Source organism: Salicola sp. AFF1, from assembly GCF_056783195.1.
In genome coordinates, this window is the sequence record NZ_JBXAYL010000009.1 from 50,838 (window position 1) to 69,423 (window position 18,586).

15 protein-coding genes are annotated in these 18,586 nt (G+C 62.4%); 8 read left to right on the plus strand and 7 right to left on the minus strand.

Annotated features, from left to right (window positions below):
• The 5 genes from AC1RQI_RS07950 to speE all read right to left on the minus strand — a co-directional run bounded on the left by AC1RQI_RS07950 (position 1) and on the right by speE (position 6,052).
• Complete coding sequence (locus AC1RQI_RS07950; protein ID WP_481904319.1) at positions 1 to 1,608, minus strand: carboxyl transferase domain-containing protein; 1,608 nt, start codon at positions 1,606 to 1,608, stop codon at positions 1 to 3.
• Complete coding sequence (locus AC1RQI_RS07955) at positions 1,605 to 2,774, minus strand: isovaleryl-CoA dehydrogenase (RefSeq protein WP_416632501.1); 1,170 nt, start codon at positions 2,772 to 2,774, stop codon at positions 1,605 to 1,607. Before AC1RQI_RS07955 ends, AC1RQI_RS07950 begins: the two co-directional genes overlap by 4 nt.
• Positions 2,775 to 2,816: 42 nt before the next feature.
• Positions 2,817 to 4,505, minus strand: a complete 1,689-nt coding sequence (locus AC1RQI_RS07960; protein WP_481904320.1) for an AMP-binding protein — start codon at positions 4,503 to 4,505, stop codon at positions 2,817 to 2,819.
• 60 nt (positions 4,506 to 4,565) lie between these two features.
• Positions 4,566 to 5,006 carry a MerR family transcriptional regulator gene (locus AC1RQI_RS07965; RefSeq protein WP_481904321.1) on the minus strand — a complete coding sequence of 147 codons (441 nt, stop codon included), beginning with the start codon at positions 5,004 to 5,006 and terminating at the stop codon, positions 4,566 to 4,568.
• Positions 5,007 to 5,164: 158 nt separating this feature from the next.
• Positions 5,165 to 6,052, minus strand: a complete 888-nt coding sequence (gene speE / locus AC1RQI_RS07970) for a polyamine aminopropyltransferase (protein ID WP_481904322.1) — start codon at positions 6,050 to 6,052, stop codon at positions 5,165 to 5,167.
• A gap of 121 nt (positions 6,053 to 6,173) precedes the next feature.
• On the opposite strand from speE, the gene speA reads away from it, so the two are divergent.
• The 7 genes from speA (at position 6,174) to AC1RQI_RS08005 (ending at position 14,086) form a co-directional block, all read left to right on the plus strand.
• Complete coding sequence (gene speA, locus AC1RQI_RS07975) at positions 6,174 to 8,063, plus strand: biosynthetic arginine decarboxylase (protein ID WP_481904323.1); 1,890 nt, start codon at positions 6,174 to 6,176, stop codon at positions 8,061 to 8,063.
• A 116-nt stretch (positions 8,064 to 8,179) separates the two neighbouring features.
• Positions 8,180 to 8,776, plus strand: coding sequence for a sigma-70 family RNA polymerase sigma factor (locus AC1RQI_RS07980; protein WP_416632506.1), 597 nt, complete (start codon positions 8,180 to 8,182; stop codon positions 8,774 to 8,776).
• Complete coding sequence (locus AC1RQI_RS07985) at positions 8,773 to 9,414, plus strand: ChrR family anti-sigma-E factor (RefSeq protein WP_481904324.1); 642 nt, start codon at positions 8,773 to 8,775, stop codon at positions 9,412 to 9,414. Before AC1RQI_RS07980 ends, AC1RQI_RS07985 begins: the two co-directional genes overlap by 4 nt.
• 11 nt (positions 9,415 to 9,425) lie before the next feature.
• Positions 9,426 to 10,169 (plus strand): SDR family NAD(P)-dependent oxidoreductase, encoded by a 744-nt coding sequence (locus AC1RQI_RS07990; protein ID WP_481904325.1) that lies wholly within the window; start codon positions 9,426 to 9,428, stop codon positions 10,167 to 10,169.
• Between the two features lie 77 nt (positions 10,170 to 10,246).
• Positions 10,247 to 12,022, plus strand: a complete 1,776-nt coding sequence (locus AC1RQI_RS07995) for an acyl-CoA dehydrogenase C-terminal domain-containing protein (protein ID WP_481904326.1) — start codon at positions 10,247 to 10,249, stop codon at positions 12,020 to 12,022.
• 273 nt (positions 12,023 to 12,295) lie between these two features.
• Positions 12,296 to 13,012, plus strand: coding sequence for a phospholipase A (locus AC1RQI_RS08000; RefSeq protein WP_481904397.1), 717 nt, complete (start codon positions 12,296 to 12,298; stop codon positions 13,010 to 13,012).
• A 198-nt stretch (positions 13,013 to 13,210) separates the two neighbouring features.
• Positions 13,211 to 14,086 (plus strand): LysR family transcriptional regulator, encoded by an 876-nt coding sequence (locus AC1RQI_RS08005; protein WP_416632511.1) that lies wholly within the window; start codon positions 13,211 to 13,213, stop codon positions 14,084 to 14,086.
• Between the two features lie 28 nt (positions 14,087 to 14,114).
• Here the strand turns inward: AC1RQI_RS08005 and AC1RQI_RS08010 are convergent, their stop codons facing one another.
• Both AC1RQI_RS08010 and AC1RQI_RS08015 read right to left on the minus strand, forming a co-directional pair.
• Positions 14,115 to 14,717 carry a TetR family transcriptional regulator gene (locus AC1RQI_RS08010; protein WP_416632512.1) on the minus strand — a complete coding sequence of 201 codons (603 nt, stop codon included), beginning with the start codon at positions 14,715 to 14,717 and terminating at the stop codon, positions 14,115 to 14,117.
• 245 nt (positions 14,718 to 14,962) lie between these two features.
• A complete protein-coding gene (locus AC1RQI_RS08015) occupies positions 14,963 to 17,137 on the minus strand; it encodes a PhoX family protein (RefSeq protein WP_481904327.1) in 2,175 nt (724 codons plus the stop codon).
• Between the two features lie 262 nt (positions 17,138 to 17,399).
• Between AC1RQI_RS08015 and AC1RQI_RS08020 the strand changes: the two genes are divergently transcribed.
• Complete coding sequence (locus tag AC1RQI_RS08020) at positions 17,400 to 18,581, plus strand: BaiN/RdsA family NAD(P)/FAD-dependent oxidoreductase (protein ID WP_481904328.1); 1,182 nt, start codon at positions 17,400 to 17,402, stop codon at positions 18,579 to 18,581.
• Positions 18,582 to 18,586 lie beyond the last annotated feature (5 nt).

The following is an 18,586-nucleotide window of genomic DNA, read 5'->3' on the forward strand; positions in this document are numbered from 1 at the left end:
TCACATCCGGAAAATGCCGTAGTGGGTGTCCTCGATCGGGGCGTTGAGCGCGGCCGAAAGGCTCAGACCGAGCACGCGCCGGGTGTCCGCCGGATCGATAACGCCGTCGTCCCAGAGCCGGGCACTGGCGTATTGGGGCGACGACTGGCGCTCAAACTGCTCCACATAGGGTTGCTTGAAGGCTTGTTCCTCGGCCTCCGTCCAGGTCTCGCCCTTGCGTTCCATGCCGGCGCGCTTGACCTCCGCCAGCACGCCCGCTGCCTGCTCGCCGCCCATCACCGCGATGCGGGCGTTAGGCCACATCCACAGGAATCGGGGCTTATAGGCCCGGCCACACATGCCGTAATTGCCTGCGCCGTAGCTACCGCCGATGATGACCGTCAGGCAGGGAACCCGGGAGCAGGCCACGGCGGTGACCATCTTGGCGCCATGCTTGGCGATACCGCCGTGCTCGGCCTCCTTGCCGACCATGAAGCCGGTGATGTTCTGAAGGAATATCAATGGGATATGGCGCTGGTTGCACAACTCGATGAAGTGCGCGCCTTTCTGGGCGGACTCCGAGAACAGGATGCCGTTGTTGGCAACGATGCCCACCGGCATGCCATACAGGTGCGCGAAGCCGCACACCAGGGTGGTCCCGAAGGTAGCCTTGAACTCATCAAACTCGGAACCGTCCACGAGGCGGGCAATGACTTCGCGCACGTCATAGGGCGTGCGCAGGTCGGTGGGCACCACGCCGTAGAGTTCCTCGGCCGGATAGAGCGGCTCGTCCGGTTCCTTCAACGTGAGCCCTTCCGGCTTCTGGTGATTGATGTTGGCGATGCAGTGCCGGGCCCGCTCCAGAGCCTCGGTCTCCGAATCCGTGACATGATCCGCTACGCCGGAAATACCACAGTGAACGTCCGCCCCACCCAGCTCCTCGGCGCTCACCGACTCGCCGGTGGCCGCTTTCACCAGTGGCGGCCCTGCTAGAAAGATGGAGCTATTGTCCCGGACCATGATGCTTTCGTCGGCCATGGCCGGCACATAGGCGCCGCCGGCCGTGCACAGCCCCAGCACCACAGCGATCTGGGGAATGCCCTGGGCGGAGAGATTGGCCTGGCGGTAGAAGATGTGGCCAAAATCGTCCTCATCCGGGAAAACCTCGTCCTGGCGCGCCAGGTTAGCGCCGCCCGAATCCACCAGATAGATGCAGGGCAGACGGTTCTCCGCCGCTATGGCTTGGGCCCGCAGGTGCTTTTTAACGGTCAGGGGGTAGTAGGTGCCACCCTTAACGGTGGGATCGTTGGCCACGATCATGCATTCAACGCCTTCCACCCGACCGATACCGGCTACCGCACCAGCGGCCGGCACCTCTTCTTCATAAACGCCCTCGGCGGCAAAGGCCCCAATCTCCAGAAAGGGCGACCCCGGATCCAGCAGTCGCGCGATACGCTCGCGGGGCGGCATTTTGCCCTTGTCACGCTGGCGTTGCTGGGCCTTTTCGCCGCCCCCAAGGGCGATCCGTTCCCGCTGCGCGTTAAGCTCGTTGACCAGGGCATCCATGTCCGCGTGGCGATCGCGGAATTCAGCGCCGTTGCGGTCTATCCTGGTATGAAGCACGCTCATGACGATTCCTTGAACAGTTCACGACCAATCAGCATCCGCCGGATTTCCTGGGTGCCAGCACCGATTTCGTACAGCTTGGCATCCCGGAGCAGGCGGCCGGTTGGGTACTCGTTGATGTAGCCATTGCCTCCAAGGATCTGGATGGCCTCCAGTGCCATCTTGGTGGCGCGCTCGGAGGTGTAGAGGATGGCCCCCGCCGCGTCCTTGCGTGTGGTTTCGCCCCGGTCGCAGGCCTGGGCCACGGCGTAGAGGTAGGCCCGTGAGGCCGCCAGTTCGGTGTACATGTCGGCAAGCTTGGCCTGGATCATCTGGAACTCGCCGATGGGCTGGTCGAACTGCTTGCGCTCATGGACATAGGGCACCACCTGGTCCAGGCAGGCCTGCATAATGCCAACAGGCCCACCGGAAAGAACCACACGCTCGTAATCGAGGCCGGACATCAGCACCTTCACGCCCTGGTTTTCACCACCGAGGATGTTGTCCTCGGGCACCTCGACGTCCTCGAAGATCAGCTCGCAGGTGTTGGAACCGCGCATACCAAGCTTGTCGAGCTTGGGGCCACGGGAAAAGCCCTTCCAGTCCCGTTCCACAATGAAGGCGGTAATGCCGTGTGGCCCCTTGTCCGCGTCGGTCTTGGCGTAGATCACGTAGGTATCGGCGTCAGGGCCATTCGTGATCCACATCTTGCTGCCGTTGAGGATGAAGCGATCGCCCTTGCGGTCGGCCCGCAGCTTCATGCTGGCCACGTCCGACCCGGCATTGGGCTCGCTCATGGCCAGGGCGCCGACCTTCTCCCCTGACACCAGCCCGGGCAGATAGCGGGCTCGCTGCTCTGGCGTGGCGTGACGGGCGATCTGGTTGACGCAAAGATTGGAGTGGGCGCCGTAGCTGAGGCCGATACTGGCTGAGGCGCGGCTGATTTCCTCCATGGCCACTACATGGGCCAGATAACCCATGTCGCTGCCGCCATCCGCCTCGCTCACGGTCATGCCCAGCAGGCCCATCTCGCCGAGCCTGGGCCACAGCTCATTGGGAAAGGCGTTGTCCTCATCCGTTTTGGCCGCGATGGGCGCGATGAGGTCCGTCGCGAACTGGTTAACCTGGTCCCGCAGGATGTCCGTGGTTTCGCCCAGTCCAAAGTTCAGGGATGTGTATTGGCTTTTCATGGTGCTGATGGCCTCTGTTGATCAGGTGTCTTCGGAAGCGGGTCATTCGCCCAGACCCAGCTCCTCGATGCTGATTTCCCGCATGCGGTATTTCTGGATCTTGCCGGTCACGGTCATGGGGAAATCGTCCACCAGCTGGATATAGCGCGGTACCTTATTGTGGGCGATGCCGGACTGGCAGAACTGACGGATTTCGTCTTCACTGGCCTGCTGGCCCTCGACCAGCTTGATCCAGGCCATGACTTCCTCGCCGTAACGGGAATCGGGCACGCCGATCACCTGGGCGTCGGAGATGGCTGGATGGGTGTAGAGGAATTCCTCGATTTCCCGGGGGTAGATGTTCTCGCCACCACGGATGATCAGGTCCTTGATGCGTCCAACGATGGCCACGTAACCGGCGTCATCCATCGTTGCGAGATCGCCCGTGTGCATCCAGCCAGCGCGGTCGATGGCCTTGTGGGTGGCCTCCTCGTTGTCCCAATAACCGAGCATGACGCTGTAGCCACGGGTACAGAGTTCTCCTTTCTCGCCCCGGGGCACGACCTGGCCGGTGGCGGGATCGACCACCTTGACTTCCAGATGCGGATGGATGGAGCCAACGGTGCTGACGCGCTGCTCCAGCGATGCCTCCGGCCCGGTCTGAAGGCTGACGGGACTGGTTTCGGTCATGCCATAGCAGATGGTCACATCGCGCATGTGCATCCGGTCGATGACCTGCTTCATGACCTCGGCGGGACAGTTGGAACCAGCCATCACGCCGGTACGCAGGCTGGAGAGGTCGAACTGCTCAAAATCCGCGTGCTCCAGCTCGGCGATGAACATGGTAGGCACGCCGTAAAGGGCCGTCGCTTTCTCCTGCTCCACCGCGGCCAGCGTGGTGGCCGGCTCGAAGCCCTCGGAAGGATAGATCATGGTAGCGCCATGGGTAACGCAGCCCAGATTGCCCATGACCATGCCAAAGCAGTGATAGAGCGGCACCGGGATCACCAGCCGGTCCTCGTTGCTGAAGCCCATGCGCCGCGCAACGAACAGGCCATTGTTGAGGATATTGTGGTGGGACAGCGTGGCGCCCTTGGGCGACCCCGTCGTGCCGGAGGTGTACTGGATGTTGATCGGGTCATCGAACGCCAGGGCCGCCTGGCGCTGGCGATAGGCCTCACCACTGGTCTGGCTGGCGGCTTCCAGCAGCTCATTCCAGGTCTTCATGCCAGGGGAGCGGTGTGCGTCGTCCAGGCAGATGACGTGGTTCAGCTCGGGGAAAGAGGCATCGTGCAGGGCGCCATCCACCGGCTGGTTCAATGCCGGGACCAGCTCGGTCACCATCGCCACATAGTCGGAGGTCTTGAACCACCCCTGGATCACCAGTACCGAAATGCCGGAATGCTGTAGCGCGTAGTGCGCTTCGTGACTCCGGTAGCTGGGATTGATGTTGACCAGAATGGCGCCCACCTTCGCGGTGGCGAACTGCGTGATGCACCACTCGGCATTGTTGGGGGACCAGATGCCCACCCGGTCGCCTTTTTCAACACCCAGCGCCATCAGCCCGCGTGCGCACTCGTCCACGGCCGCCTGGAGCTCCCGGTAACTGTATTGGCGATTCTGGTGATGGACGATCAGCGCATCCGAGTCCGGATACTGTTCAACCGTGTCATCAAACTGCTCGCCGATGGTCTTGCCCAGCAGCGGCAGGCTGCTGGTACCGCTGAGGTAACTTTTGGTTGTTGTGGCCATAGCTCACCTGTTGTCGTTGTTCGGTGGCGAGTCATCCGGCTCAAGGGTCCCGAAGGATCCCTAGCCTGTTTCCCCGGTGATCGCACCCGAAGTGGATGATCCGTCCTGGGTATCGTTGTTTTTGGCCCTCAATGCCTCCAGACAGCGTTCTTCCGCGGCATCCAGCTCATTCTGCATGTCCTCGATGTCCATCAATTGTTGCCGCAGGGCCTCGCGGCGGTTCTGTATCTTGTCGCGCAGCGCCAGCAACTGGTGCGTGTTGTCAGACGTCGGGTCGTACATCTCAATCAGCTCCCGGGACTCGGCCAGGCTGAACCCGAGGCGCTTACCACGGAGGATCAGCTTGAGCTTCACCCGGTCCTGATCCGTATAGAGCCGGGTCTGTCCATCCCGCTGGGGCTGGAGCAGTCCGGCTTCCTCGTAGAACCGGATGGTCCGGCTGGTCACGTCGAACTCACTGGCCAGGTCACGGATGGTGTAATGAGCCGGTTTCTCAGGCATCGAATGCCTCCTTGATTACGTTTACGTTAAGGTAAACCCAAATCCACAAATTGTGCAAGGGACTCTGGAATGAACAGACAGAGCGCTTGCGCACGGGGTTCAGCGAAGCCGGGCCTCCCGGTTCAGAGGCCCGTCAGGGTGAGAGCGGGACCAGGCCTTCAGCCTTCCCCGCCAACGGGGTGATCCTCTCCGATGATATCCTGCAGGAACGGCGGGGTCGCGAGGGCGCCCCGATGCACGTCCGCACTGTAATAGTAAGTCGGAAACGGGCGGGCACCGGCATCCGCCTCCCGGAAATGCTCCAGCGGCGTTACCTTGCTGGCAATGGTGCAACTCCACCAGCCCGTGGGGTAAACCGGCTGCGGGAAGACCAGCGTCTTGCTGTTATGGTAGCCAGCCGCCTTCATGTCCTCATGCGCTTTCCGGATGATGGACCCTGGGCGCTTCATCAGCGGCGATTCGGTCTGCTGCACCATGAGCCCGTTGTCCGCCAGCGCCATGTAACAGTCCCGGTAGAAGTCCTTGGTGAACAGCCCTTCCGCCGGGCCAACGGGGTCCGTGCTGTCGATGATCACCACATCGAAATAGCCCGGATCCGCATCCTGGATCCATTTGATGCCGTCCCCGAAGAAGAAATTCGCCCGGGGGTCTTCATTGGCCTCGCACAGCTCGGGGAACCACTGCTCCGAAAGCCGCGTTACAGCCTCGTCAATCTCCGCCTGCCACACTTCCTCGACACTGTCGTGACGCAACACCTCGCGCAGGGTCCCGCAGTCCCCGCCTCCAATGACCGCCACCCGTTTCGGGTTGTGGTGGGTAAAAAGAACCGGATGGGCCATCATCTCGTGATACAGGAAATTATCCCGCGTGGAGAGCATCACGCAGCCGTCAATCGTCATCAGGTAACCGAAGGTCTCGGTCTCGTAGATACTGATGGTCTGGTAGTCGGAGACTTCCTCGTGAACCTTCTGCTTGGTCCGGAGCGAGAAGGCGGTGGACTCCTCCGGGTAGATCTCGGTGAACCAGTTGTCGTCGAGTCCGCTCATGGCTGTCTCCTGAGGCTGGGTGGAAGGCCTCATTGTACGGCCCGCCAGCACTGGACAGAAGCCTGTTGCCAAAACGCCAGTGGCCTTACAATCCCCGGAAAGTTACCGATGCGGAGCCCCCATGAGCAGCGACACCCCCGGCCAGACATGGAATATCGACCGTTGGAGCGAGGGCTACGTCACCGTCGGCGCCGGGGGCGAGCTGCGCATTACCCCCGACACCCGGGAGCCCGGCCTGGCCCTGGCCCGAGTCGTCAGTCAGGCCCAGGCCCAGGGGGCTCGCTTGCCACTACTGATCCGCTTCAGCGATGTACTGCACCACCGGGTCAACCGCCTGTGTCGCGCCTTCAACGACCCCATCCGTAACCTCGGCTACGCAGGCGGGTTCACCGCCGTCTACCCCATCAAGGTCAATCAGCAGCGCCGCGTTGTGGAGGAGATCCTGCGCAGCGAGCCGGCCGCCAGCCAGGGCCAGATTGGACTGGAAGCCGGCAGCAAGCCGGAGCTGTTCGCGGTACTGGCGCTGGCCCCCCGCAATGCCCGCATCATCTGTAACGGCTACAAGGACCGCGAAACCATCCGACTGGCACTACTGGGGCAGCGTCTCGGGCACCGGGTATTCATCGTGGTTGAGAAAGCATCGGAACTGCCGCTGATCCTCGACGAGTCCCAGCGCCTGGGCGTGCGGCCTCTGATCGGCGTTCGTGCCCGGCTGGCCACCATTGGCGAAGGCAACTGGCAGAACACCGGCGGCGAAAAGTCCAAGTTCGGGCTCTCTGCCAGCCAGATCCTGACAGTGGTCGACCAGCTGCGCGAAGCCGGTGCGCTGGAGTGCCTCCAGCTGCTGCACTTCCACCTGGGGTCCCAGATTGCCAACATCCGGGATATCCAGACCGGCCTGCGGGAAGCGGCCCGCTTCCACCATGCCCTGCGCGAGGCCGGTGCGCCCGTGGACACAGTGGATGTTGGCGGCGGCTTGGGCGTGGATTACGAAGGCACCCGCTCACGCAGCGCCTGCTCCATGAACTACAGCATGGAGGAATACGCGCGCCAGGTCGTCCAGGCGTTCCATGAATCCTGCAACCGCCACGACCTGCCCCACCCGCACCTGATCACCGAGTCCGGCCGTGCCATCACCGCGCATCACGCCGTACTGGTGACCAACATCATCGACCGGGAGGCGCCCGCAACCGTCGCGCCCAGCCCGGTTGCTGAACCCGAGCCCGCCCCCCTGCGAAGCCTGTGGGCGGATTTCCAGGCGTTAAGCGCCGACGGGCCAAGGCATTCGGCCGTGGAAGTCCACCACGACGCCGCCCAGGCCATGGCGGACGTGCAAACGGAGTTCGCCCATGGCATGCTGTCGCTGCAGCAGCGTGCCCACGCTGAACAGCTCTACCAGCAACTGGCCATGAGGCTGCGTGCCCGCCTTAACCCAGGCAACCGCGTCCAGCGCGACCTGCTGGACGAGCTCAACGAGCAGTGTGCCGAACGGCTTTTCCTGAACCTCTCAATCTTCCAGTCCCTGCCGGACATCTGGGGCATTGATCAGATTTTCCCGATCCTTCCGCTCCAGGGCCTGGACCAGCCCACATCACGCCGGGCGGTGCTGCGGGATATGACCTGTGATTCCGACGGGCGCATTGACCATTATGTGGAGGGAGACGGGATCGAAACCACACTGCCGCTGCCCGCGGACACGGATGTGGACCAGCTTGCCTTCTTCATGACCGGCGCCTACCAGGAAATCCTGGGGGACATGCACAACCTGTTCGGCGACACGGACGCGGTGGATGTGTGCCTCGATCCAGAGGGCGAGGCAAGAATCACCCACCTGGCGCATGGTGAAACGCTGGCCAACGTACTGCGACAGGTCAACCATGACCCTGACGCGCTTTTCCAGCAGCTGGCCTCCCGGCTTGAACAGAGCCCGCTTACGGCGGAGGAACGCAATAAACTGCTGGAACAGATCCGGAACGGTCTGGACAGCTATACCTATCTCACGGATGAGTGATCCAGCTTTCTACCCGTCGCGTAAACCTGATCACGTATGATTTCCCAACATGGCGACGGGCACCTACAATGGAACTCATAAGAGGCAGCCAAACGGCAGCAACGAAGAGTCGGAATGTGACTTCAGCCCCGGACAGCTCGCGCCCCGAGCGCAGCAAGGATCATTGGAGCCAGCTCCTGGAGCGTGTCGGCAGCCATCATGACAGGGCGGCCTTTCATGAGCTGTTCGAGCACTTCGGGCCGCAGATCAAGTATTACGCCATCTCCAATGGCATTGCCCACCAGGCGGAAGAGCTCGTCCAGGAAGTCATGATCTCCATCTGGCGGCGTGCCTCCACCTATGACTGGCGCAAGGCGGCCGCATCCACCTGGATCTTCACCATTGCCCGTAACCAGCGCATCGACATGCTGCGCAAGATCCAGCGTGGTAGTGCTGAAATGGCGATCGAAACGGAAGATCTGTGGCAGATCCCCGGGGACGACGAAAAGGACCCCGTGCCCTCGCTCCACCGTATCATCGCCGAGCGCCGCATCCGGGATTCCTTCGAAAGCCTGCCCCATGACCAGCTGACGGTTCTGAAACAGGTCTACCTGGAACACAAATCCCACCAGGCTGTTGCCGAAGAACTGGATATTCCGCTGGGAACCGTGAAAAGCCGTGTCCGTTTGGCGCTGAGCAAGTTAAAAGTGATTCTTCAGGATCAGGACCTATGAGTACCCACCATCCCGAGGACGTCCTGCTGATGGAGTACAGCGCAGGCACGCTGTCGGAGCCGATGGCTTTGTGCGTTCGCATGCACCTCGACAGCTGCTCCCAATGCCGGGGCCAGCTGGACATGCTGAACAGCCTGGGCGCGATCATGCTCGACCACAGCCGACAGGCCAGCAAGGTTTCCGATGACCTGTTCGATAACATCCTCACGCAGATCGATACCGAGCCGCAGGCGCCGCAACCCCCGGAACCGGCAAAGAACCATGACTCCCCGCTTGAGCGGCTGCTCGGCAGTGACCTTGATGAGCTGCCCTGGAAGCGCCAGCTGGCCGACGTCAGTGTGTATGACCTGAGCGACCGCTTCCCGGGCGACGAGCGGGTGACCCTGCAGAAGCTGTGCGCTGGCGGCCGGGCCCCGTCCCACAGCCATCACGGCTCCGAGGCGACCCTGGTCCTTACCGGGGCCTTTGCGGACGCCAATGGTGTCTTCAGCAGGGGAGACTTCGTGATCCTTGACCATCACCATGACCACCAGCCGGTGGCACTGCATGGCGAGGATTGCATCACCCTCTCTGTAATGGATGCGCCCGTTAAGCTCACTGGCCGGTTGACGCGGCTGCTCAACCCCTTCATCCGCTAGGCGCCGGGCCGATGGATACCCTGATTGCCGGCATCAGCGGTGGCATCGGCCTGGCCCTGGCAGCCCATGAACTCCAGCGCAACGCCGAGGCACGCGTATTCGGGCTGAGCCGGCAGGCATCCCAAAGCGAGGGCGCGTGCCAACTGGCAACCGCCTTTCCGGGTCGCCTTATCCTGGTGGATGCGGATGTGGCTGACAGGCACTCACTGGATACCGCCTTCTCCAGCCACCTGCCACCGGACGCCCGGATAAGGCGTATCCTGTATGCCATTGGCATTCTGCATGGTGAGAGCCTTTTCCCTGAAAAGCGCCTCGAAGACGTGGACCCGGAGGCCATGCTCCAGAGCTACCGCGTCAACACCCTGGGGTTTCTCACCACTGTCCAGGCTCTGATCCCTTGGCTACGCCATCGGGAACCGAAACACATCGCCGCCATCTCCGCGAAGGTGGGCTCGATCGGCGACAATGAGTTCGGGGGCTGGTACAGCTACCGCTGCAGCAAGGCAGCGCTCAACATGGCCGTCCGCAACCTGGCCATCGAGACCCGACGGCGCCTGCGCCCCGCCATTGTTGTAGCCCTGCATCCGGGCACCACTGAAACCCAACTGACCGCCCCTTTCCAGCAATCACTGGCGCGGCTCAAGGTCCATTCCCCCGCGGATACGGCCGCCAACCTCTGGCAGATCCTCGACCAGCTGGCGCCGGAGGACAGCGGTCGCTTCCTGAGCTGGGATGGCACTGAACTGCCCTGGTAGTCCCCTGAACCAGGCGCTCTATTGGCGCGTAAGAACCAGTGTATCCATGACCATCCATCCCACAAGGCGAGACACCGATGGCCTACAACGCGCCGATTACCGACTACCGTTTCATCCTGTACAACGTCCTCGGGGCTGACCGCCTCTGCGAGCTTGAGCCCTATTCCGAAGCCACGCCCGACCTGATCAACGCCATTCTTGAGGAAGGGGGGCGCTTCATGCGTGACATCATGGAACCGACCAACGTCCCCGGGGACCAGGAGGGCTGTCACTTCAACCCGGACGACGCCAGCGTGACCACACCCACGGGGTTCAAGGAGGCTTACCGGCAGTTCTCCGAGGGGGGCTGGACATCACTGGATGCGCCCGTGGAATACGGCGGCCAGGGCCTGCCTCACATCCTCAAGTTCATTGTTGATGAAATGGTATGCGCCACGAACCTGTCCCTGGGCATGTACCCGGGTCTGACCCACGGCGCCATCAGTGCCCTTTACGAACACGGCTCGCAGGCACTGAAAGACACCTATCTGGAGAAGCTCATCTCCGGTGAGTGGACCGGCACCATGTGCCTGACCGAGCCCCAGTGCGGGACAGACCTGGGCCTGATCCGGACCAAGGCCCAGCCGGACGCCGACGGCAGCTACCGCGTCAGCGGCACCAAAATCTGGATCACAGGCGGCGAACACGACCTGACGGACAATATCATGCACCTGGTGCTGGCCAAGCTGCCCGATGCGCCCGCCGGCACCAAAGGCATTTCCCTCTTTGTGGTCCCCAAGATCATCCCCGAAACAGGCGAGCGCAACAGCATTGTCTGCGGCGGTCTGGAGCACAAGATGGGCATCAAGGGCTCGGCCACCTGCGTCATGAACATGGACGAGGCGCGTGGCTGGCTCGTGGGTGAGCCCCATGACGGCATGCGCCAGATGTTCACCATGATGAATGAGGCGCGCCTGATGGTGGGCATGCAAGGGCTTGGCCTGGCGGAAGCGGCCTACCAGGTGAGCCTTGGCTTTGCCAGGGAGCGGCTCCAGAGCCGTTCGCTGGCCGGCCCGAAGAACCCGGATGAGGCAGCAGACCCCATCATTGTGCACCCGGACGTGCGCCGCATGCTGATGCGCCAGAAGGTGCTCAACGAGGGCATGCGCGCCATGGCGCTCTACGCCGGACACCAGCTCGACCTTTCCAAGGCTCACCCGGACCCGGAAACCCGCCAGAGCGCCGATGACATCGTCCAGCTCCTGACGCCGGTGGTTAAGGCGTTCCTTACCGATGAAGGCTTCGCCAACGCCAACACCGGGCTGCAGGTACTTGGTGGCTCCGGCTTCACCCAGGACTGGCCGATTGAGCAGTATGTACGCGATGGTCGTATTGCCCGCATTTACGAGGGCACCAACGGGATCCAGGCAATGGACCTGGTGGGGCGCAAGCTCAGCCTGCATAAAGGCCGCCTGGTACAGAGCCTGTTCGCGGACATAACCAACTACCTGAAAGCGCACCCGGATTGCGCCCACCGCGACCAGCTCAAGGCAGCTCTTTCAACGCTCGAACAGGCCGTGACCTGGCTGAATGACAATGCCAGGCAGGATCCGGAGCAGGCGGGTGCCGCGGCCACCCCCTTCCTGCGTCTGACAGGGCTGACCGTAATCGCCTACATGTGGGTACGCATGGCCGAGGCAGCCCGCCAGGCACAGGCCAACGGCGAGGGCAACCAGGACTTCAACGACGCCAAGCAGGTATCCGCGCGCTTCTTCTTCGACAAGCTTCTACCGGAGAAGGATGCCTTGCTGGCGGACATCAGGGACGGCAAGGACAGCCTCATGGCCCTTAACGACGACCAGTGGGCGCTCTGAGTCGAGCACAGCACTACGGCTGGACTGAGGCCGGGCCCCCGCGCCCGGCCGTTTTGTGTTCCTACCCCGCCTGGCGTAAACTTCCGCCATGCGGGCATTTGTGATGAGACTACCGATACTGGTCGCGTGCGGGCTGCTTGCCGCACCAGCGGCGGCGCATCCCCACAAGGACGACACTCCCGAAGCGACGACCGGATCCAGCTCGATTCCCCGTGAGCGCATGCTGGGAGATTCCAGCATTTTCCAGCCGCACCGGCGCAACTACCTGCTCCCATCACCTCGGCCAGCACCCCCAACCAGGTCCCACGGACACCAGCGCACCCACCGCGCCCTCATGATGAGACACTCGAAAAAGAAGAAGCGAAGTTCCAGCTCAGCTTCCGGCTGCCACTGCTGACCGGCGTGCTCGATGGCCCCAACCGGCTGTGGTTCGGCTACACCCAGCTTGCGTTCTGGCAGCTGTACAACACGGACGAATCCTCGCCGTTCCGGGAGATCAACTTTGAACCGGAAATCTTCCTGACCCACCAGTTGGGCTGGGCGTTCGGCCCCGGCTCACTGGAGATCATCTCGATCGGCTTCAACCACGAATCCAATGGCCGCGAGGAGCCGTTTTCACGCAGCTGGAACCGGCTTAAAGGGGGGCTGGTCTACAGCACCGACAACTGGACCTTCGCACTGGAGCCCTGGTATCGCCTGAAGCCCACGGCGTCGGAAGACGATAATCCGGACATTGAGTGCTATCTCGGCTACGGGGAACTTAACGCCATCTACAACCCGGCAGGCACCCACGCCCTGGGAATCACACTGATGAATAACCTGCGGGGCCACAACAACCGGACCTCAGTGGCAGTGAACTGGTCCTTCCCCATCAGTAGCTCCATCAAGGCCCATGTCCAGTATTACAACGGTTACGGGGAGTCGCTCATCGACTACAACGAGCGCACACACCGTATCGGTCTGGGCTTTTCCCTCAATGACTGGCTGTAATGGAAAAAGGGGCAGGCGGACGCCTGCCCCTGGAAGGGGCTTCCGGCCAGCCGAGGAGCCTGGCCGGTAACCGGCCGCACCACAGTGCACGGGCAAACCCGCTCTTCCCTGACCCTGCACCAAGATGCTGATCACACTTTACCCACAGCAATCCATGATGGAAAATGATTATTACTATTTGATCTGTGAGTTTCGTTCATGATTCAGCGTCACCATCTGGAAATTCTCCTGGCCCTGAACGAAAAAGGCACGCTTGGCGAAGCCGCCAACCACCTCTGCCTGACCCAATCAGCTCTCTCCCACGCCATGCACAAACTGGAGGAGCAAAGCGGTTCGCGCCTTTGGGCCAAACAGGGGCGGCGCCTGCAGCTGACCCAGGCGGGCCAGTACCTGCTGGAACTGGGCCAGCAGCTGCTGCCACGCCTGCAGGAGGCGGACGCCACGCTGCGCGCCTTCGGAGAGGGCCGGCGTGGCCGGCTGCGCATTGGCATGGAATGCCATCCCTGCTACGAGTGGCTGCTCACCGTTGTCCAGCCCTATCTCCAGCGGTGGCCCGATGTGGACCTGGATGTGATCCAGAAATTCCGCTTCAACGGCCTGGAAGCACTGACCCAGCACCGGATCGATGTGCTGATTACCAGTGACCCGGTTTTCAGCCATGAACTCTGCCATACACCGGTTTTCGATTATGAGCTGATGCTCGTGGCCGCCTCGCAGAACCCGCTCGCCAAAGGCGGCACCGTTACCCCCGAACGCCTGAGCCAAGCCCGGCTGATCCACTTTCCGGTGGCCCGGGAGCGGCTGGACGTCTTCACCCACTTCCTCTCGCCCGCCGGCCTTGAGCCGGCCCACCAACAGGAAGTGGAAGCCATGGAGATCATGCTCCAGCTCGTGGCGGCCAATCGCGGCGTCTGCACCCTTCCGGACTGGCTGGCCGAGCGCTATCGCGACAGCCACCCCATCACCACGCGCCGCCTTGGCGAGGAAGGCGTCCACAAGACCCTTTACCTGGTCTATCGCCAGGACGACGCCAGCATCGACTACCTGGCGGATTTCGTCGGTTATGGCCAGTAAACACCAAGCTTGGCCAGCGTGAAGCCTGTCAGTCCCCTTTAAGCCTGGCATCCAGGCCCGGAACCAGGATTTCAGCCATGGCGCCCATGAACTGGCGACGCAGGAAACGTTCCGTTTCCTGCTGGATGGCTTTCTGCTGCTCCGGATGCTCAATGTAGTCCATGCCCCGGAACAACATGAACCGGACCACGGTCCGGGCAATGTCCAGAACCGTGGTGCGGCTGACCTGCGGTACCAGTTCCCGCTCGGTGACGTCATCCGCCATTTCGCTTGCCGCCTCTTCCAGCTGCCGTGCCAGCGCCTGCCTCAGCACCAGGGACGGGCCATGGAGTTCACGAACCGCGACCATAACCACCGCGGGATTGGTGCGGAAGTATTCATAGACGAAATACACCGAATCATGGGCGGCCTGGTCTGATGTGGCCGCTGCCGTGCGCAAACGCCGGACCTGGCGCTTGACCTCGGAGGCAATGCACTCCAGCACGAAAAGGCCGAAATCATCCAGGTCCGAGAAGTGGCGGTAGAAGGTATTGGGGTTGAGACCCGCCTCACGGGCCAGCTCCCGGATCCCCAGCGAACTGATGCTCCGGCTGCTGGTCACCAGGCGCAATGACGCCTGGAGCAGTTTCATCTTCCCTTCTGGGATGGACTGGGTACCGGGTCCGATCATCGCCTTCATGTCCGCTGGTTGCGTCGGGTTCCCGGGCCCCTTCGGACGTGCTTCATGCACCACCTACCAGGTCAGCCCGGACCATCATCCCCCCGCCCTGAGTGCTCGCAGGCGGGAGTGACTTGATAGTTTACCAACCTCAACACCCCCAGCGAATGGGAATACGCATTCCAATACTGGGGAAAGCCGCGGCAGCGGACTCCGGATCAGATAGCGATTTCCCCACCATCATCACGGGTAATAACAACGGTGGCCGACCGGGGCCGACTGGAGCCATCGCCCGTATCCGTGGCATCCAGACTGGCATTCGGCCAGCTGCCGCTTGGGTGCTGCACGTTGATGAACAACGAACGGGCATCAGGCGTGATCACAACCCCGGTAATCTCACAGCCCTCCGGGCCCACGAGGAAGCGCTTCAGTTGCACCTCCTCGGCGGACTTGCCCACATAGGTGGTCACGGTCTGAGGCTGGAAGCCATCCTGTGTTGAAGTCACCTGGCGCGCTTCGCCATCGCCAACCCGACCGGGAATGGCCGCCAGCATCTGGTCGTTGGTTTTCTCGGAAAGCGCGCTGTCGTCCGTCTGGATCCAGGCGATCCCCCTTGGATCGATCAGCATGCCATCCGGGCTCGAGAACTCACTCTCCGACGACAGCTGCGAAAGATTGATGTTATCCGTATTCAGCGTTTCATCGGAACCGAACAGGAAGATGTCCCACTCGAACCGGTCGCCTCCCCGGGTTCCCAGCTCACTCCAGCGGATGATATGACCACTGGGGTTGCCCTCGTCCTTGTCGGGCGAGCCCGGGTCGCGGTAGAAACGTGGGTTGGCGGGATCCACCTGGGTTACGTTTTCCAGGCCCTGGTCATTGATTTCATTGTTGGTCAGGGTGAAATACACCTCTCCGGTCCGGGGATGAATGGTGCCCCATTCCGGACGGTCCATACGGGTGGCGCCCACGGCATCCGCTGCCAGCCGGGTCCGCAGCAGCACGTCCGCCTGGGTACCGAACTCGGAGGCGCTGCCCCCATTGGCCTGCACATTCGCCGGTGTCAGCGCCAACCATTCGCCCGTGCCGTCCTCCTTGAAGCGGGCGGCGTAGAGCGTGCCCTTGTTCAGGTACTTGTCGCCAGCCGCCAATCCACGACCGGCATCCGCGGGATCCCAGGGCTCGTCACTGACGAACTTATAGATGTACTCACCACGGGCGTCGTCACCGGAGTAGACCACAATCGGCTTGCCCGCCTCGGCGGGTGCGAAAGAGGCGGTTTCATGGGAGAAACGTCCCAATGCCGTGCGCGCACGCGGTGGTTGGCCGGGGCGGAATGGATCCGCCTCAATGACATAGCCGAACAGGTTTGGCTCATTGCGGAAATCGTCCAGCGGGCTGTTGCCATTGGCGCTGATATCAAACCGCTTGTAGAGGTCCCCCCCGCCTTCAACGGTGTCCCATTCCCGGTACGACCAGCCTGATGAGTCATTGCGGATCCCGTAGCGGGCCAACAGGGCGTTGTCGGATGCGGTTCGCACGCTTTCATCATTGCCCCGCGCGAAATAGGCGTACCAGTTTTCCTCACACGTTACCGCCGTGCCCCAGGGCGTCTTGCCCGTAGCGCAGTTATTCAGGGTGCCGAAGCGGCGCTTGCCATCCGGCGAAGCTTTGGTCCGGGTGCGTTCATGGCCCGCCACCGGCCCTTCCATCTCCATCTCGGTAAACGCGGTGAGACGACGGTTGAAGATCGAATCCTGGTTCACCGACCACTGGCCATTGCGGCGCTGGACCTCCAGGCACGAGACGCCATGGGCGTTCATTTCCCGGTCCACCTCCGTTTTCGGCCGGCTGCCGCCATTCTCCCCGGCCCCGGTACTGCCATTGTCGTGAAGCAGGTCCGCAACAATGTTTTCGTGGTTCAGCCACAGGATCATGCGGTCCGAGCGTTCCGGATCATGATTACCCGCATCACTGACACCAAAGGCACTCATGCCGTCATGCTGGTCGCCAGAGCGCTTGTCAAAGTCCGTGTTGGTGCCGTCGTTGCGATACGCCGCTACGCCGGGAAACAGGGCATCGCCGGTGGCGTAGAGCACTGCGGCGCTGTAGCCGGCGGGCACTACCACACGATCCGCCATGGAACGCCCGACCGGCTCAAAATTGAGACTGCTGGCCGCCGCCGGAGGTTGCCCCGGCTCTTTGCCCGGTTGCTCCGCTGCCGAACTGTCATCATCCCAGCAACCAGCCAGGCCCATGGAGGCCAGTGTCCCCACCGCTGCCATGGACGCACTGCCTCTCAGCATGCTGCGACGGGAAAAACGCGACTGCGTGACGGCACCCAGTGTCTCATTGTTACTCGGATTACTGTCCTCAACGTCATGCTGACCCATGATTGCTCCTTCATCCATCCTCTATGACTGGTTATCGGCGGACTCGCTCACGAGACGCCCTGATCCAGGCACAGGCTAGCCAGGGCACATGACAAAGGCGTGACGCTTGCATGGCATTCTGATGACAGCAAGATCCGGCGTTCCACACCACGAGACGCAGCTCGAGGCTCGATCATCACCAGACAGGCCACTGGTTATCCGGGGTTGTCCGGCCTTAGAATACGGCCTCCACAGACCCAGCAGACAGGCCAGCCGGATCATCATGCCCACCTCCTACGATGTCATCATCATCGGCGCCGGCGCCGCCGGGCTCATGTGCGCCGCCACGGCCGGCTACCGCGGCCGCCGGGTGCTGGTGATCGAGCACGCCCGCCGACCCGGGCGCAAGATCCTCATGTCCGGGGGCGGGCGATGCAATTTCACCAACCTCAACAGCACCCCGGCGAACTTCCTCTCCGACAACCCCGGTTTCTGCATCTCCGCGCTGAAACGCTACACGCCGGAACACTTTCTGGAGCTGGTGGAGCGCCACGGCATTGAGCACGAGGAAAAGGCCGCGGGCCAGCTGTTCTGCCGGGATTCCAGCCGGGAAATCGTGGATCTGTTGATGACCGAAGCCGACTGGGCGGGGGTTGAGGTCATGACCCGCACGAGCGTGGACAGCGTCTCGACGAACCCGGGCGGCTACAGCGTGAGCACCCCTTGCGGCGACTACAACTGCGAGAGCCTCGTGGTGGCCTGTGGCGGGTTGTCCATCCCCACCATGGGCGCAACGGGGCTGGGGTATGACCTGGCCCGCCAGTTCGGGCTCAACCTCATACCGACACGGGCGGGACTGGTGCCCTTCACCCTGGACCCCGGACTGAAGGAGCAATTGGCCCCCCTGGCGGGCATCAGCTGTCCGGTGGCGGTCTCATGCAACGGTGAGCGCTTTCAGGAGCCCATGCTTGTCACCCACAAGGGGCTGAGCGGCCCCGCCATGCTGCAGATCTCCAGCTTCTGGGAGCCCGGAGACGCGCTCGCCATCGACCTGCTGCCGGAGCAGGATGCGGCCCAGTGGCTGGCTGACCAACGCCAGGACCATCCCAACCGCTACCCCGCGCGGGCGCTGGGTGAAGCGTTGCCCCGGCGGTTCGCCCAGGCCTTTGCAACGCTTCAGGGCTGGGAGGAACCCCTTCAGCACTTCAGCAAGGCCGAATTGAGCGCCGCATCGGAAACCCTGAACGGCTGGCGCCTGACACCAGCGGGAACCGAGGGGTACCGGACCGCGGAAGTCACGCTCGGTGGCGTTGATACCCGGGAACTGTCCTCGAAAACCATGGAGGTTCATGATCAGCCCGGCCTGTTCTTCATCGGCGAGGTCGTGGACGTGACCGGTCATCTTGGCGGCCACAATTTCCAATGGGCCTGGGCCTCCGGCGTTGCCGCGGGCCAGGCTGTCTAGGAGCA